At 54.7% G+C, this 13,305-nt stretch carries 14 protein-coding genes and 1 tRNA gene; 7 read left to right on the plus strand and 8 right to left on the minus strand.

The genetic code is table 11. The features are described 5' to 3' along the window. Positions 1–234: 234 nt before the first annotated feature. The 3 genes from P0D70_RS15765 (at position 235) to P0D70_RS15775 (ending at position 4,255) form a co-directional block, all read left to right on the plus strand. A complete protein-coding gene (locus P0D70_RS15765; RefSeq protein ID WP_244744759.1) occupies positions 235–621 on the plus strand; it encodes a hypothetical protein in 387 nt (128 codons plus the stop codon). A gap of 60 nt (positions 622–681) precedes the next feature. After that, the gene (locus P0D70_RS15770; RefSeq protein ID WP_244744758.1) at positions 682–2,961 is read left to right on the plus strand and encodes a phage/plasmid primase, P4 family; all 2,280 of its coding nucleotides are present in this window, start codon (positions 682–684) and stop codon (positions 2,959–2,961) included. Between the two features lie 145 nt (positions 2,962–3,106). Beyond that, the gene (locus P0D70_RS15775; RefSeq protein ID WP_244744757.1) at positions 3,107–4,255 is read left to right on the plus strand and encodes a tyrosine-type recombinase/integrase; all 1,149 of its coding nucleotides are present in this window, start codon (positions 3,107–3,109) and stop codon (positions 4,253–4,255) included. Between the two features lie 113 nt (positions 4,256–4,368). Here P0D70_RS15775 and P0D70_RS15780 read toward each other — a convergent pair whose 3' ends face one another. From P0D70_RS15780 to P0D70_RS15795, 4 genes are all read right to left on the minus strand, one after another. Beyond that, entirely contained in the window at positions 4,369–4,614 is a 246-nt protein-coding gene (locus P0D70_RS15780; protein WP_408185193.1) for a hypothetical protein, read from the minus strand. A 138-nt stretch (positions 4,615–4,752) separates the two neighbouring features. Then, positions 4,753–5,100 carry a hypothetical protein gene (locus P0D70_RS15785; protein WP_244744754.1) on the minus strand — a complete coding sequence of 116 codons (348 nt, stop codon included), beginning with the start codon at positions 5,098–5,100 and terminating at the stop codon, positions 4,753–4,755. A gap of 88 nt (positions 5,101–5,188) precedes the next feature. Beyond that, positions 5,189–5,920, minus strand: a complete 732-nt coding sequence (locus tag P0D70_RS15790) for a hypothetical protein (RefSeq protein WP_244744753.1) — start codon at positions 5,918–5,920, stop codon at positions 5,189–5,191. 16 nt (positions 5,921–5,936) lie between these two features. Then, positions 5,937–6,311, minus strand: coding sequence for a hypothetical protein (locus tag P0D70_RS15795; protein ID WP_244744752.1), 375 nt, complete (start codon positions 6,309–6,311; stop codon positions 5,937–5,939). Positions 6,312–6,471: 160 nt separating this feature from the next. Here P0D70_RS15795 and P0D70_RS15800 point away from each other — a divergent pair, with 160 nt between their 5' ends. Next, positions 6,472–6,717, plus strand: coding sequence for a helix-turn-helix domain-containing protein (locus P0D70_RS15800; protein WP_244744751.1), 246 nt, complete (start codon positions 6,472–6,474; stop codon positions 6,715–6,717). Positions 6,718–6,737: 20 nt separating this feature from the next. On the opposite strand, the gene P0D70_RS15805 is transcribed toward P0D70_RS15800, so the two are convergent. Further along, positions 6,738–7,040, minus strand: a complete 303-nt coding sequence (locus P0D70_RS15805) for a hypothetical protein (protein WP_408185194.1) — start codon at positions 7,038–7,040, stop codon at positions 6,738–6,740. Continuing rightward, a complete protein-coding gene (locus tag P0D70_RS15810) occupies positions 7,016–7,234 on the minus strand; it encodes a hypothetical protein (protein WP_408185195.1) in 219 nt (72 codons plus the stop codon). Before P0D70_RS15810 ends, P0D70_RS15805 begins: the two co-directional genes overlap by 25 nt. Before the next feature lie 450 nt (positions 7,235–7,684). Here P0D70_RS15810 and P0D70_RS15815 point away from each other — a divergent pair, with 450 nt between their 5' ends. Further along, the gene (locus tag P0D70_RS15815) at positions 7,685–9,433 is read left to right on the plus strand and encodes a retron Ec67 family RNA-directed DNA polymerase/endonuclease (protein ID WP_408185196.1); all 1,749 of its coding nucleotides are present in this window, start codon (positions 7,685–7,687) and stop codon (positions 9,431–9,433) included. A gap of 197 nt (positions 9,434–9,630) precedes the next feature. On the opposite strand, the gene P0D70_RS15820 is transcribed toward P0D70_RS15815, so the two are convergent. Then, complete coding sequence (locus tag P0D70_RS15820) at positions 9,631–10,836, minus strand: XRE family transcriptional regulator (RefSeq protein ID WP_408185197.1); 1,206 nt, start codon at positions 10,834–10,836, stop codon at positions 9,631–9,633. After that, on the minus strand, positions 10,820–11,485 hold the full coding sequence (locus tag P0D70_RS15825) for an alpha/beta hydrolase (RefSeq protein WP_408185198.1): 666 nt from the start codon (positions 11,483–11,485) through the stop codon (positions 10,820–10,822). The genes P0D70_RS15820 and P0D70_RS15825 overlap by 17 nt, the downstream gene beginning before the upstream one ends. A 217-nt stretch (positions 11,486–11,702) precedes the next feature. Here P0D70_RS15825 and P0D70_RS15830 point away from each other — a divergent pair. Together P0D70_RS15830 and trmB are read left to right on the plus strand one after the other, a co-directional pair. Next, positions 11,703–11,776, plus strand: a tRNA-Gly gene (locus tag P0D70_RS15830). 654 nt (positions 11,777–12,430) lie between these two features. Further along, positions 12,431–13,213, plus strand: a complete 783-nt coding sequence (gene trmB / locus P0D70_RS15835; RefSeq protein WP_408185199.1) for a tRNA (guanosine(46)-N7)-methyltransferase TrmB — start codon at positions 12,431–12,433, stop codon at positions 13,211–13,213. The last annotated feature ends 92 nt before the right edge of the window (positions 13,214–13,305 follow it).

A 13,305-nucleotide genomic window follows, 5' to 3' on the forward strand; every position in this document is an offset into this window, starting at 1 on the left:
CCGAGCATCCAACTTGGCCCTCCGATCTGCGCGATGGTCCGCTTCCCGTCTATTGCTACAGCACCGGCGATCTCGTCCTCTGCCCTCGCGTCCCTGCTCATAGTAAGGCTCGTGCAATTGGAGTAGACCGCGAGGCGTGTGGCATCGTCTGTGACGACTGCAAGGCGGTCTATGCGACATGCAGGCTTCTTTCGCTGGAATCTCTTGAAGAAGATCTCTTCTGCGAGGTGACACATGGCTAAAATTGCGAAACCGGCCAAACCTGCGTACCCCGACACTCTCTTTTGCTCGCGGGACGTTTCGACCTTTATGCCCGAAGGGTATAAGCTCGTCTGCATCGAAGAACATTATCCTATCTGGGCCGCAGATCTTCATGAAGGCCCCTTCACGGTCTGCAGTTACAGCACCGGTGCTGAAGTGCTCTGCCCGAAACATCCGACCAAGCACCCTCCAGCCAAGGCAATCGGCTCTCACCGTGCTGCGGCCGGAATTGTCTGCGACGAGTGCAAAACAGTTTATGCACTCACCAGCATCATTCCAATGCGCCTCCGGGGAATGGTTGCTTGCATTTGCAATTTCCGCAACCAAACAGTGCTTAGCATCGCCGCATCTGGCGGTTAATTCCGAATAACACCTCAATCATACTGAGAGATCGTAATCGCGGTCTCTCTGTCATCTAATATGCAATCCGAAATTATTAACATTGATCCAATTAAGAAGTATACCGCCCTTGCAGCGAAAGGCTTCGCTTGCTTTCCGATTGTTCCGAACGAAAAGCGCCCTCTCACACCGAACGGGTTCAAGGACGCGAGTCTTGATCCCGAACAGCATCGGGCATGGGCCGAGCAATATCCCGGTGCAAACATTGCCTACGCTACTGGCGCTCCCTCCGGTCGCTTGATCGTGCTCGATATTGATGTAAAGAATCAGAAGTCTGGCGTGAAGTCGCTCGTCCATCTGCAGAAAACATATGGTCCTTTGCCGGAGACCAGGACGGCCCTGACGCCATCGGGAGGGATCCATTTTTTGTTTACTTACCCTGAAGGGATGAAAATTCCGTGCAAAGTGAACTTCCGCGAGGGAATCGACGTCAGGGCGGACGGTGGCTATTGCGTTGCCCCTCCATCGACCATTAATGGCGGCTCATATGAATGGGTCGACCCGGCTGCGCCTATTGCTCCCGCTGAAGTATGGTTACTGGAAGCACTTGCCGAGCAAGGTGCGACGCGCCGTAAGCGGAAATCGCGTACAACCCCGATTGCCCCCGCTGGGAGCCGCAACCAGTCTGTCATGCTTCACGCATTTTCCCTGCTCAATAGTGGATTGGACTACGAACGGCTGGAAGAAGAACTGCTTGAATACAACACTGCCTGCTGCAACCCGCCCCTTTCCGAATCCGAAGTTGCTCAGATTGCGATGAATGTCATCAAGTCGCATAGGGAGAATGCTGCCAACGCCTTACACACCACTGACCTCGGAAACGCCATGCGTTTGTCCGAGCTGTACCGCGCTATCCTCCGCTACGTGTACGAGACCAAACAGTGGTTAAAGAAACAGGATTCGGGGGTATGGCAGCGCATTGACGAACTGCATGTCCTTGGCCTCGCCCGTGAACTTCTTCCGCTGATTTACGAAGAAATGTCTCGCCTGTCGCCGGGCAACCGCATGGAGATGTTCGAGCACGCAAAATATACAGAGAGCAACACCGGCCTGAAATATGCCGTGGAACTTTTCCGGTCGGAACCCGGCATCGCGGTTTCTGCAAGCGATCTCGATCAGGGTGAATGGATGCTCCCGGTGCTCAATGGGCTGATCGACTTGCGGACGGGCAAGTTCATGCCGATAGACCCAGCGCTTCACATTACGCAAACGGCAGGAGTTTATTACGATCCAGATGCTACGTGCCCGCGGTGGGAAGAGTTCCTTTTGCAAATCATGGACGGAAACACCGCCCTCGTGGAGTACCTGCGCCGCGCCATCGGCTATACGTTGACCACACAGACATCGGAGCATTCCCTGTTCTTCGCATTTGGCAGTGGTGCGAACGGAAAATCCACCTTTCTCAATTTACTGCGGGCACTCTTCGGTGATCTCGGAGCGCAGGCGAATGGCGACATGTTGCTCGACAAGAACGGGGGGCAAGCCATGTCCCAGAACGCGGCAAGCAGTGAAGTTGCGCGCCTCGCGGGGAAACGTCTCGTTGCGATGAGCGAAGTCGAGGAGGGCCGCCATTTCAGCGAAAAAACGGTGAAATGGTATACGGGCGGCGAAGAAATCACCGCCCGCATGCTCTACCAGAATGCGTTCGCGTTCACACCACGTTTCAAGCTCTGGCTCGCGGGCAACTACAAGCCAACGATCAAGGGCAACGACCACGGCATCTGGCGCCGCATGAAGTTGATCCCGTTCACGGTGACGATTCCGCCGGAGAAGCGTGACCCTGACCTTGAACGCAAGCTGCGCGAGGAACTGCCGGGCATCCTGAACTGGGCTCTCGTAGGATGCCAGCAATGGCGCGAGAACGGCTGCAAGCTCAAGGAACCGGCGATCATCACGAACGAGGTGTCGGAGTATCGTGGAGAGATGGATGTTGTCGAAAGCTGGTTGTCGGAGTTCACGCGCGACGATCCAGACGGCGAGATCCATTTCGGCGATGCCTACAAATTCTTCAATGCGTGGAGCAAAACGCAACATAACTTCGCCTATTCGGGCAAGCGGTTCGGCATGATTCTGGCCGATAAGGGATATAAGCCCCTCTCGAAACCCCATCGCGTTTATAAGGGCTTGTGTCTGATAGTTGATCTTCAATTCAACGAACATACGAAGGACTACATCGGTTACGAATTCAATGAGACGGAGGTCTACCAGCGGAAGAAGGACTGGCAGAAGAAGCTGCTCTCCAATATGGCCGACGAGGACTTCGACGCAGGCGGTGACGAGGGCGATATATCTCCAATATAAGCCGTCGTAAGCAGGGTTTCCCGAACGGACCGTGCTCGCGCACGGACCGTTTTTTTCGTCCCTGGCATGGGCGAAAGCTGTTGTCATACTCCGTGTCAGCCCGGATGGTGTTGCTCATCAACTACATTCCGTAAGGAGCAACGCCATGACACTAATCCGTCGCAATAACAGCAAAAACTGGTACTACCAATTTCAGATTCAGGGCAAGAAATTCTTCGGTTCGACCGGCACGCCGAACAAGACGAAGGCCGCTCAGGTCGAACGCGAATTCCGCAACCGCGCGCACAGCGAACGTTACCTCGGCGACTCGCCTGAAATCACAATCAAGGATGCGCTTGAGCAGTACGTCGAGTCCCGTAAGGGCACTGCCTATTACAGCGGCATGTGGTCGGGCATCCGGAAGGCGATGGGGTACAAGCTTCATTCGAAGACGAAGGCGAAGCTTCCCTGCTACGGATTTTCGCCCGACACGCTGCTGCACGAACTGACTACGCGCGACTTCGAAGTCCTTGTCGCGAAACGTAAGGCCGAAGGCGACAAGCCTGCGACGATCAAACACGAGATTGGGCTGCTGCGGGCAACCATCAACGAGATGACGAAGCTCGGCTTCAAAGTGAATCGCGAAATCGTGTTTCCCGCGCTTAAGACTTCTTATAGGCTTCGATATCTGGATTCCATCGAAGAGTCGGCGTTATTGCTCGAACTCGAGCCGGATCGGCTTAGAAACGGTTTGAAGCCGTTAGAAACGCGAACACCCGAAATGACGCGGAATGTGCAGGACAACTACGACATCACGGTTTTCCTGCTGGATACGGGGTGTCGCTACTCCGAGGTCGCAAACATTCCGTGGTCGGCGATCAGCCTTGATGGCTGCACAATCAATCTGTACCGGAGCAAGGTAAGAAACGAGGACGTGCTGTACATGACCTCCCGACTCGAAGCAATCCTTCGTCGCCGGTGGGAAGAACGCAGGCCGGGTCAGCGTTACGTGTTCGAAGACCGCACGGGCAACGAGCGCGGCTACAGCACGAAGTCAATCAAGAAGGCGATCGAGCGCGCGGGGCTGAATGACCCGGCGGCGGTCAAGGAGCGCGGTGGACGCGTTACCCTGCACACGTTTCGACATACGTTCGCGAGCAAGCTGGTCAAGGCAGGCGTCAGCCTGTATGAAGTGTCGGTGCTGCTCGGCCACAGCGATCCGAAGATGACCCAGCGCTACGCTCATTTGAGCCCGAATGACGCAAGTCGCAAGGCCGTAAAAGTCATCGACTCGCTGCTGCTGGATCCTGCATAAACTCGGGGAACTTGACTGGTTCAACCGGCTGAGAAATAGGTCACTTTCCATGCCTTATTGAAGGCGTACAAACCCGGGATTCGCGACGCAACGAATCTCGGCTCTGTGCCCGCTTACTTGTGCCCGTCCCATTCCGGGTCCGGGTCATCTTCCCACGCTGGTGCCCATACTCGGTTCGCCCATCGGGGATGCGTCAAGTCAAATGGCTTGCCGATACCGAGACGCGGAAGCTGGCGGTTGTAGACAAAACCCGAGACGCCAGCCTTGAACATCTGCTTCTCTATTTCCCGGTACTTTGCTGTGCTATAGCGCGGACCCTGCTCAAAGAATTCTGGTCCTTCGGCGAATCTGGTGTCCATATCTGCCAAGTGTATTTGTACAGCTTCGGATTCGGATGCAGGTACGTTCCTAAGAACGCGAGTCCGGTTCCGCGCCATCGCTGGAACTCTTCCTTTGTCGGGCGCAGCATTTGGATTCCTTCCTCTATACCGTGACCGTCAAATTTCTTTATCTATTGCCCTATCAAGGTGGCTTCGCATCACCTCATAGAGCCGCCGGGCGTAACGCTGCTTATCGGTTGAATGAACATGCCAGAACACGTAGCGGCCAAGCGTATTGTTTTCGATTGGGGCACGCACAACGATTTCGATGCAGAACTTGCCATCATCACGCTTGCACATGCGACCGAGCAATGCATCCTTGCCGTCCTTCGCAATGGCGATGATATAACCATCTTCTTCACGAACAAGTAGCCAGATACGATTGAGCGTATCGACCGACATGACACCGAGCCGCTCCTTCGCGTGTGGCCACGATTTTCCTTCGAACAAGTTCTCGAATTTCATCACTAGACCATCATCATTGGACACCCCCGTCGCGCTGCAAGCAGCGACATTGCGACAGAGTGGATGTGTTCAATCAGTTGTGACCGGGCTATTTGGATCTATTGAAGTAAGATGCACGAGGGCATTCGTCCATTTTTTTCCAAAGCTCCGCCTTCTCCGTTTCCCATTTGACCGTCAACTTCTGCTGCTGCTCAACGGGCAACTCGCTCCACGCAGGATGATTTCTCGGGTGCTGAATTTGAAGCTGATACCACTGTTTCGACAGCGCTCGCGACGGCGCTTCCTCGCGGTCAAATTGCTCGTTAAGTTCTCGACATCGCTTTTCACTCGCAACCCAAGTACCATCCTCGCTTTCATGCCCAAAGACGCGAAAATAGCTCAATGCGAACGAACAAAGGAACAGCGCAAATACACCGAAAAACGTAGCCGTGAGATACGTCAGTGGATCATCGCTCGGCGCGTAACTTCTACCCGTATAGACATACCAGAGAACGGTCGGAAGTCCCATGATCGTGTCGAAGACAGCCGTGAAATGCTCCTGAGCCTGTAACCCAAAAGGGTAAAAAATGATGTCTTGGAACAGGTGGTAGTAAATTACCAAGATCCCATACAGAAGACATGCATTGAATACGATCTCGTTGCACCAATAGCGCCGCTCGTACTTGTCCTCAGCGATGCGTCTTCTGCGACACGCGACGTACAGGCCGCGAATTCCCAGTATCGGGAGCAGCACCATGACTGCGACCCAAAACACAGCCATGAAAGCGCGCCACAGACGCTCGATCATTGCGAGCAAGCCGTTTTCCGAGTTATGCGACATACTGACCTCGCTTTTTTCAGTAGATCGCGTTGTATCCTTCGGTCGTCAGGTAGTACTCCCACTTCCCCGTGCACTCCAGCATCCCATCTTTGCACAACGAATCGAGCGCCGCGCTCAGCCTGTTCTTGTCCTTGGGATTCAGCCAGTCTTGGATATCGACCTCCCAAAAATCTCGTGTCATGCACCTTGAGTCGACCTTCCGCCATCGGATATGGTCGAGGATCTTCTTCTTCGTTGATTCAAGCGGATCCACGACCGGGACCGAGGCAACGGTAGCCTCGATGCCCTTCATGTGTGGTTGCAGTGAGACAACGACTTTCTGTAGCAGCGCTTCCAGCTGACGCAACTCGTCCTGGCCCGCCCCCGTGAGACTGATTTCCAGTTTGATCATTTATTTGGCCCCGCCCGTATAGCGATCATTTTCTAGCGACCACCGGCGGACTGGCGACAGTGGCAATCCGCAATTGTCACTTATAGTGCGTGTCACTATAGAGCGTGGCTATATAAAGGTCAAATCCATACCCTTCGTTGGTTGTTTTTGGACGCCAACGATGGATTACGACCCGCTAGAATTGTTCGGAAAACGAGTGGTGGAGCTGCGGAAGGCACGAGGCTGGTCGCAGGAGAAGCTCGCACTTGAGTCCGGTTTGGCACGGTCCTACGTCGGCGGCATCGAGCGCGGCCAACGAAACATCGCGCTCTACAATATTTGCGTGCTTGCCGCGACTTTGGGCGTCGTACCGAGCGAGTTGCTGGAGTTCGATATCAGACCTTCGAAAACTGGGCGGCACAAGTAAGCGCCGTCAGTGAATCATCATCAGTATTCGTCCGGAAACAGCAGTGTCGTCATGCCGCGATCTGCCTCGGTGATGATCCAGACGCGTTTGCCCGCAATGTCGTAGCTAGACAGGACGCGTGCACCATGCTCGACCGCAAACCGGTTCGCCGCTGCATCCTCGGGCGGCACCATTCCCCAGTCTCCGCAGGCGTGACGCCTGAGATATGAAAAGGCCGCGATGCGGTGATGTTCAAGATGCGCGAAGACGCCGCGCGTCGCAACAACCTCGCCGATATGAAATAGTGGCTGCATCATTCTCAGGCTCCGCCATACGCGGCCCATGCCGACTCGATCAGCGATGACGACGCCTCACCAGATTCATATCCCGGCACATCCTCAAGGAACATCAGTAACTTGTCGTTAAACTGTTCGCGACAGATGTTGCTTCCGAAAACGTCGCGAAGGGCAACGATCAGTTCGCGAATCTGATCAGTTGTAAGAGGCGGGAAATCGCTGTCGTGTTTAGTGTCGTCCATGCGACGACTATCCCGCCGAATGCATCGTCTGGACAACATGACGAAGGGTATGTGCTTCGGCGGGCTAGTCGTCCCTGTTCGACCCACAGCACATCATGGATCCACCACTCCCCGAAACGACTGCTTCAAACGGCGGATTCACGCACAACGGCCGTTGGAATGATCTTGCTGGCAGGCGCGTTATCGGCCATAGCGGCAGTTAGTGAATCGAAAATACTGCATCGGGAATCAGTGCCAAGGCCCACGTTGCATAGTGAAGTAAGTCCTTGTGAGAGATTGTCTGCTGCGAAACATCCTGTTACAGTTCCATTCGGCTCGCGGATAGATTTTTTGCCATGCATCATGGCATGTGAAATAAAAGTTCCGAGATTTGCTCCTCGGATTTCCTCTGCATTATCCGAATTGCGCCGTTTGCGTAAGAGTATCCGCGGGCCACTTCCTCTGAGACATATGTCAAGTCTTCAAAAGCTTAAGGCTGCTACCGCTCGGCGTGATCTCGCTATCATCCTGGATGTCTCGCCGCGAAATCTCGCATACATTCTCTATAAGACCGCACCCGCTACCAAATATACGCGCTTCAGCATTCCAAAGCGGCACGGCGGACAGCGAGAAATTTTGGCTCCATCTTTAGGGCTTAAGCTCGTTCAGCAAAACCTAGCCTCTGTTCTGCAAGACTGCAGCGACGAAATTGCCCTATCCCACGGAAAGTTTGGAAATGGACGTCGGTACGGAATTGCTCACGGGTTCAAGAGGCATCACACAATCATGACGAATGGACGAGTCCACGTCACTCGTCGGTTTGTCTTCAACGCAGATTTGCACGATTTCTTTGGAACAATTAACTTCGGACGTGTACGCGGATTTTTTATCAAAGACCGCAACTTTGCGTTGAACCCTGACGTTGCCACGGTCATTGCTCAGATAGCGTGCTTCGAGAACAAGCTACCACAGGGTAGCCCTTGTTCGCCGGTTATTTCTAATTTGCTCGCCCATCCCATGGACATCCAGCTCTCCAGCTTGGCGGCAAAGCACAGCGCGAGCTATACGAGATACGCCGATGACCTCACATTCAGCACGAACAATCCGACGTTTCCTCTTGAGATAGCAACTCTCAACGGCGACCATACGTGGGTTCCGGGAGCAGAGCTTGACCGCTTGGTTAGCAAGAACGGGTTTGCGTTCAATCCGTCCAAAACGCGGTTGCAATATCGCGATTCAAGACAAGAGGTGACTGGTCTTACGGTCAATCAGAAAGTAAATGTCCCTGCGACCTATCGATACACCGTACGCGCGATGGCGCACAGCCTCTTTACAACGGGAGCATTTGAATTCGTCTACAAGAAGAGAGACGCCAACGGGACCGTGATTCTGGAAAGTCGTAAGGCCGGAGAAAATAAGCAACTGCTTGGCATGCTCTCCTACATCGACCATGTGGATCGATTCAATCACAAGTTAGCCATAGAAAATGGTCGTGAGTTTGAGAGCACAGCCGGTCGAGTGGAGTTGTTCAGGCGTTTTCTCTATTTTGATCTGTTCTATGGCCTCCCTGAACCTATCATCGTTTGCGAAGGTAAGACGGATAACGTCTACCTACGGTGTGCGATAAAAGCGCTGTCTGCCACGTACCCCAGCCTTATTGAGGCAGTTGTGCCGCCGAAGTTAAAGGTTCGTTTTTATAAGTACGCCGAGACGCGCACAGGGGAAGTCGCAGAGCTTACCGGTGGCGTCGGGGGAATATGCAAATTCCTAAAGCACTACCATGCAGACGTGCAACATAGGTTTAAAGCACCTGCTCCGCGCTTCCCAGTAATCGTGTTAATCGACAATGACAAGGGGGCGCATAGCGTCTATGAGGCGATTGCGGGCATTACTAAAAAGAAGAAGCCTCAGGGATTAGCCGATTTCATCCATGTCACGGGCAATTTATACGTTGTACCAACACCGCGCGGACCCAACAATGGGGAGACTGCAATTGAAGATTTCTTCGATGAAGCGACGTTGAAAGAAGAGCTAGATGGCAGAAAATTCGATCGAAGCAACAAGACTGATGACAAGCCCGGTTTTTACGGAAAAGCGCATTTCGCCCGGGACGTTGTAGCAAAAAAGGCAGGGACCATCGATTTCAGTAGATTTAAGGCCATCCTGGATAGGATAGTAAAAGTGACAGACGACTATCAGGCCAAGCTCGCGAAGCCCTAACGAATCGGTAAGTTACTATCGGGACACAATTAATCGATTACCGGTAGATATTCGACATTCGTATCTTTGCTGGGAAGAACTGCCTTAGCCGAACGAGCCATCCTTTGTCGAGCCGGAATGTGTTCGAACGAGCCCTCAATGATTCAGACTGAGGGCCGCCATTGGTCTGTTTTGTGGAATCAACCGAGAATCGCAAGTCACTTCCTGAATTTTTGAAACGATACAACATCAGCCGCACTAGCTCGACGCTCGGCGGGTTCGCTGGACCTTGCTGTTCGAAGTGTGGCTAACTCCACTACCTGAGCTGGCGCACTAAAATAATTCACCCGCAGACCGCATAGCTTCTCCACGTCACGAGGCGAATAGCCCAAGTGACGTGCGATGCTTTCGACCGGCAAAATCCCTTCGTTGACCAGCAACTCCACGGTGCGTCGTAGCAACCGCGGTTCCTCTGGCTCCCATTTTTCGTCGCCAGGTTCTGCCTTGGATCCCCAACGGGCGGAACGTCGCTTGAAAAGGGTCAACTTATCTTCGTCACTAAGCAAGCCAAGTGCGTGCAAGCGCATCATCATCGCCGCCACAGACGCGCCCCAGCGCTGCTTGAGGATGAGCAAATTGTCGAGGTTTGTGGGCACCCGAACTTCATTAGCAAACGTTTCCGCCGGGAGCAAGAGCGCGCCTGCAAATCGATGCGCTTGTTTTTCCATCTGGTTATAGCGGTCGCGCTCTTCAGCTCTCGGTATGTGCTTATGCAAAATGAGATGCCCGATTTCGTGGGCCAAATCAAATCGACTGCGGAACGCATTGGCTTTGTCAGCCGACAGAAACACGATGGGCCGCCCAAGCAGTTCGCTCCAGCTTGAAAGACCTTCAATAGCCGATATTTCAGTCTCTTCGCGAATGACAAGGACGCCAGCACTTTCAGCAGCTAGAGCAAGGTTCTGCACTGGACCCCGGCCCAATTGCCAAAGCGCGCGACATTCCTCGGCTGCAGCCTCGATATCGGCGTCGCTGATCTGCTCAGGATCCTGAAATGCGCGCTCGGGAAGATTGACGTCTGGATAGTCAACGTAGTCGCCGAGAAGAACGGCGATCTCCTGCGTCCATTCGGTGCGGGCTTCCAACTTGGCGCGAGCTGCCTTCAAGGCCGACGCATTGCTTCGATAGAGTGGCTTTGAGACAGGCCGCAACATAGTGCGAGTGAGCCATTCTGGCTGCACGTTGAGTACGGACGCTAGTCGCTCGAACGTATCCGCTTCGGGAGCTTGATCTCCCTTACACCACTTAGTGACGGTCGGCGCCGCAACGCCAACCAAGCTTGCCAGTTGGCCCTTCGTCAGCCCACGAGCCGCAAGCGCTTGCTCAAGCCTTGCGGGTTGAAGATCATTAATTCCCTTCGTCATTGCCAGTCTGCTTCTTAGGTTGCGTCTTGAGTTTGGGCTGAGCGTTGTCGGGCTGCTCGGCCGTGTTCGTTTGCTCGTACAGGCTCAAGAATTCAGTGACTGACTTCATATACAGCCAAGACTTCATGTCGGGCGCTGGGAGCGCTAACATGACTTGAGTCAGTTGAGCGATGCCGTTCGCATCGACACCATCCATAACACCGAGAATGAATATGGTGCCCGCAGCTGCTTCCGCCGCTTCATCGAACAAATCGCGCTGCACGTATTTTTGTTCGATGCTTTTGTTGACTTGCGCCAACGTCTTGCGCGTCGCACTCCGCCGCAAATTCACCCATTGATGTCCGGGAACGTTGAGACGGGCAACGTGGAAGATACCCCAGCGTCCCACAACCAGACGCGTGCCACGAAGAGGCGTAGGATCTGCGCCATGGGCCAACAAGGCTTCGTGGAAGGACTCATTGATGTAGAAGTGCTTCACCGAGCCAACGGCAGAAGGGCGATGCCCTTGCGCAAACCCAGACGCTTGGGTGCGCGCCTTTGCGTCACCATTGTGATATGCATCCTCACAAGCCATCAGCGCATCGCGCGGAATGTTTTGGACGATGAGTTGTTCCAGTGCTTCAATACCATCAGCGGACGAAGTCGCCATACATGACACACCGTAGGTTGTTTTCCAGTACCGCGAATTCTATCATTAAAAGTTTCGTGTTCAACGTAAAACCGCCAAATTTTCGTCCGTGTGAGCGCCTTACGAAGATATTAGCGGCGATGCCAGCAAGATTTTCCGAAGTGCATACACTTTTCACCCCACTTCACACGATTCCGACTCCCCAAATCGCTGAAACCCCTGTAAAATCACGGGCTCTGCGGGCGTCGTATAATGGTAATACCCTAGCTTCCCAAGCTAGAGCCGTGGGTTCGATTCCCATCGCCCGCTCCAGATACTTTCTAGTCAGCTCTTGAGCAACCGGGCAGATTCGCGAAAGGATCTGACTCTACCGCTCTTCTCATCCCTACCCGTTAAGAGTTTTTCCCGACCGTCAAATCCGGCAATGGATTCGCTTGCGCAAACCGGCAGAGAAAAATGTCGAGTGAAGACGCCGCCGCGAATGGCATCTCATAACGAAGTGCGCGCCGCTGGTAGTTGGAACGACAGTAAGACCGCCGGCGACGACACGCATATTCGCTGATGACCGTTACTCGCCCAGATAATCGCCCTCAATAAAATACCTTACAAAAAAATTAAATCAATTGCGCGGGCACCTGCGTTATTTAAATGTAATATTCCCACCCAGATCCATACTCCCGCCGTCCGCAGTCCGTCTGGACGCGCCCTTTTCGGTTGTGCTACCTTACGCGCACTTGCAACGCCCGCTCCACATTCCTGCTGACGCCTTCAGCAGAATCCAGCACGAGCCGCCTCTATGAAGGCGGCTTTTTTGTCATAGCGGCGGACTGGCGCAGCGACCCGTCACCTCGCGCTGACCAGCCGTGCCTGTCGGAGTTCGCCGCCCATACCACGCGAGCTCCGACGGACACCGTGCAGCACGCGAGGCAAGCCGCGAAGCCCTTCACCCTTGTAGCAGCATCGACGATGATCCACGATCCAAACGACGCCGGCCTGCCGGACGACCTCCCGACGCCCTCCAGCGATACCGAATATCAGTCGGACGCCGACGGCAACGCGCCGCAAGAAGCCTTGCATCGGCGCCGCATCCGCAGCTTTGTCACGCGCGCCGGCCGCGTCTCGACCGGCCAGCGCCGCGCGATGGACGAACTCGGCCCGCGCTTCGTGGTGCCCTTCGCGCCGCAGCAGCCGGACTGGAACGCCGTGTTCGGCCGTGAGGCGCCACGCGTGCTCGAAATCGGCTTCGGCATGGGCGCGACCACGGCGGAAATCGCCTCGCACCGTCCCGACGATGATTTCCTCGGCGTCGAAGTGCACGAGCCGGGCGTGGGCGCGCTGCTGAAGCTGATGGGCGAGCAGAACGTGTCGAACATCCGCATCATTCAGCATGACGCGGTCGAAGTGCTCGAGCAGATGATCGCGCCCGACAGCCTCGACGGCGTGCACATCTTCTTCCCCGACCCGTGGCACAAGGCACGCCATCACAAGCGCCGGCTGATCCAGCCGAAATTTGTCGCGCTGCTCGTATCGCGCCTGAAGCCGGGCGCCTATCTGCATTGCGCGACCGACTGGCAGAACTACGCGGAACAGATGCTCGAAGTGCTGGGTGCCGAGCCGGCGCTGGAGAACACCGCCGACGGCTATGCGCCGCGTCCCGAATACCGTCCGGTGACGAAATTCGAGCGGCGTGGGCTGCGGCTCGGCCACGGCGTGTGGGATCTGGTCTACCGCAAACGCGACGCCGAGTAAGACTGGCAATCCGCCTGATCCGGCGATAAGGAAGGGTCCGGGAAGGGTCCGCAAAGGCAAAGGTCCGCGAACGCGGACCTTTTTTCATGGCG

It is taken from the genome of Paraburkholderia sp. RL17-381-BIF-C (assembly GCF_046026435.1).
In the GTDB taxonomy this organism is placed as follows: Bacteria; Pseudomonadota; Gammaproteobacteria; order Burkholderiales; family Burkholderiaceae; genus Paraburkholderia.

What these genes read in the sequence shown, in the direction of transcription:
- P0D70_RS15805 (WP_408185194.1), bottom strand. Translation starts at nt 7,040, where the DNA reads ATGGGCCGCGTATGGCGGAGCCTGAGAATGATGCAGCCACTATTTCAT.
- P0D70_RS15810 (WP_408185195.1), bottom strand. Translation starts at nt 7,234, where the DNA reads ATGGACGACACTAAACACGACAGCGATTTCCCGCCTCTTACAACTGAT.
- P0D70_RS15795 (WP_244744752.1), bottom strand. Translation starts at nt 6,311, where the DNA reads ATGATCAAACTGGAAATCAGTCTCACGGGGGCGGGCCAGGACGAGTTG.
- P0D70_RS15790 (WP_244744753.1), bottom strand. Translation starts at nt 5,920, where the DNA reads ATGTCGCATAACTCGGAAAACGGCTTGCTCGCAATGATCGAGCGTCTG.
- P0D70_RS15785 (WP_244744754.1), bottom strand. Translation starts at nt 5,100, where the DNA reads ATGAAATTCGAGAACTTGTTCGAAGGAAAATCGTGGCCACACGCGAAG.
- trmB (WP_408185199.1), top strand. Translation starts at nt 12,431, where the DNA reads ATGATCCACGATCCAAACGACGCCGGCCTGCCGGACGACCTCCCGACG.
- P0D70_RS15800 (WP_244744751.1), top strand. Translation starts at nt 6,472, where the DNA reads ATGGATTACGACCCGCTAGAATTGTTCGGAAAACGAGTGGTGGAGCTG.
- P0D70_RS15815 (WP_408185196.1), top strand. Translation starts at nt 7,685, where the DNA reads ATGTCAAGTCTTCAAAAGCTTAAGGCTGCTACCGCTCGGCGTGATCTC.
- P0D70_RS15780 (WP_408185193.1), bottom strand. Translation starts at nt 4,614, where the DNA reads ATGGACACCAGATTCGCCGAAGGACCAGAATTCTTTGAGCAGGGTCCG.
- P0D70_RS15820 (WP_408185197.1), bottom strand. Translation starts at nt 10,836, where the DNA reads ATGACGAAGGGAATTAATGATCTTCAACCCGCAAGGCTTGAGCAAGCG.
- P0D70_RS15765 (WP_244744759.1), top strand. Translation starts at nt 235, where the DNA reads ATGGCTAAAATTGCGAAACCGGCCAAACCTGCGTACCCCGACACTCTC.
- P0D70_RS15825 (WP_408185198.1), bottom strand. Translation starts at nt 11,485, where the DNA reads ATGGCGACTTCGTCCGCTGATGGTATTGAAGCACTGGAACAACTCATC.
- P0D70_RS15775 (WP_244744757.1), top strand. Translation starts at nt 3,107, where the DNA reads ATGACACTAATCCGTCGCAATAACAGCAAAAACTGGTACTACCAATTT.
- P0D70_RS15770 (WP_244744758.1), top strand. Translation starts at nt 682, where the DNA reads ATGCAATCCGAAATTATTAACATTGATCCAATTAAGAAGTATACCGCC.